Consider the following 1,846-nt stretch of genomic DNA (forward strand, 5'->3'; position numbering starts at 1 on the left):
TGTCGGTGGCGGAGTCCAGTTCCCGCGCGGTCGGGAATCGGCGTTCGGGCAGGTTGATCTCCTGCCAGTTCGCGGTGGTGCGAATCCACTGTCCGGGCGGGGTCTGCTGGGCGCGTTCGCGGATCAGCTCCAGCAGTTCCGGGATGTCCCGGGCGGTGTGCACGGGCACATCGTGGGCGCTGTTGGCGGCGATGATCAGGTGGGTGTGGGTGTCGTCGAAGGCGGGCAGCACGGTCGCGTCCGGGTGGTCGAGGACGACGGTGTCGCCGGTTACCCAGTCGTCCAAACCGTTAGGGTCTTCCGATACGGCCGCGATGCGGTCCCCGCGCACCGCCAGCGCGCGCTGCGGGGCCTGCCCCGGCACCAGTGTGTGGATGATTCCCGCCCGGATCAGCAGATCCGCTCGCTTCGACATGCGCTCACTCCTCACCGAATTCTTTACCGACCGTAACGATGCCCCTCGTTCAGGAAGTCGTCCAGCACCTTCGCGGTGGCCTCGGCCGGAATGCCGTGGTCGATGCCGCCGGGCACCTCGAGATAGCGGGCGTGGGCGAGGTGAGCGGGCAGCGCCTGCGCGGCGGAACGGACGCCCGGCCAGGAATCGGGGCTGCTGATCACGAGGGTTTCGATGGCCAGGCGGGCCATCTCGGGGGTCGGGAGGTTGGGCGGGCGGCAGATCGTCGCGTCGTAGACGACGGTCTGGGCGATCTCCGTCAACCGCGGCCACATCGGAGACCGTTTGACCTGCTCGACCAATTCGGCGGGCAGGCCGATGCCTTCGAGCTGCATGAGCTCCACCGCCGCGCCGCGCTCGCCGCGCGCGATCAGGTCCGCCAGGCGTTCGGGCAGCCGTGACGGGGTGTGCTCCGACAGCCCCGCGAGCGCGAAAGGCGGTTCGTAGAGCGCCAATCGGGTGATGGCCGAACCCGCGACCGCGGCTTGCAGCGCCAGGATCGCCCCCGAGGAGAACCCGAAAACCGCCGCGCTGCCGCCGATATCGGCGAGCACGGCGTCGAAATCCTCGATCTCGCGGCGAATGTCGTAGCGGGCGGCGTCGGCGGGGGCGATGGCGTCGGTGCTGGCCCCGCGCCCGCGCCGGTCGGGGCGAATCACGGTGTAGCGGTCGCGCAGCTGCTCGGCCAGCGGTTCACAGGTGCTCGCGTCGTTGAACGCGCCGGGCAGGAACACGATGGCCGGACCGCTTCCGGCGCGGTGGTAGGCGAGGGTGGTGCCGTCGGCGGAGGTCACGGTTTTCGTCGTCATGCCTGCACGACGAACGCGAATCCCGGCAATGGACACCCCGGGTCGGCATAGTGATGTCCATTCCGGTCCCGCCCGTTCGTCGTTCGGGTGAAAGGAGACGACCATGCGATATCTGCTGCTGATCAGTGCCGACGAGACCCGGGTCGCGGACCTGGTGTCCGAGGACGGCCTGACCGCGTTCCGGGACTGGATGGACGATCTGCTGGCGCGCGGGGTGCTCACCGCCCACGAGGGCCTGCATCCCAGCCACACCGCCACCACGGTGCGGGTGCGCGGGGACGAGGTGCTGCTCACCGACGGGCCTTTCCTGGAGGCCAAGGATCAGATCGGCGGCTTCGCGCTGATCGAGGTCGCGGATCTGGACGCGGCCATCGAGATCGCGGCCCGGCATCCCGCGAGTCGCTTCGGGCAGATCGAGATCCGGCCGGTCCGACCGTCGTGACCGCGGTCGACGACGCGCTCACCGCCGCCTTCCGCACCGAATGGGCGCGACTGGTGGCCACGCTGATCGGCGGGCTGGGCGATTGGGATCTGGCCGAGGAGTGCGCGCAGGAGGCGTTCGCGCTGGCCTGGCGCAGCTGGC

The 1,846-nt window shown here is 69.9% G+C and carries 3 protein-coding genes; 1 reads left to right on the plus strand and 2 read right to left on the minus strand.

What is annotated here, in order from left to right; translation table 11 throughout:
- A partial coding sequence (locus tag ACWELQ_RS44995; protein ID WP_452403071.1) for an amidohydrolase family protein occupies positions 1-415 on the minus strand: 415 nt, incomplete at its 3' end.
- A gap of 23 nt (positions 416-438) precedes the next feature.
- Positions 439-1,263 (minus strand): alpha/beta fold hydrolase, encoded by an 825-nt coding sequence (locus ACWELQ_RS45000; protein ID WP_452403072.1) that lies wholly within the window; start codon positions 1,261-1,263, stop codon positions 439-441.
- 103 nt (positions 1,264-1,366) lie between these two features.
- Here ACWELQ_RS45000 and ACWELQ_RS45005 point away from each other — a divergent pair, with 103 nt between their 5' ends.
- On the plus strand, positions 1,367-1,705 hold the full coding sequence (locus ACWELQ_RS45005; protein ID WP_452403073.1) for a YciI family protein: 339 nt from the start codon (positions 1,367-1,369) through the stop codon (positions 1,703-1,705).
- Positions 1,706-1,846: the final 141 nt, after the last annotated feature.

Source organism: Nocardia sp. NPDC004722 (assembly GCF_053601505.1).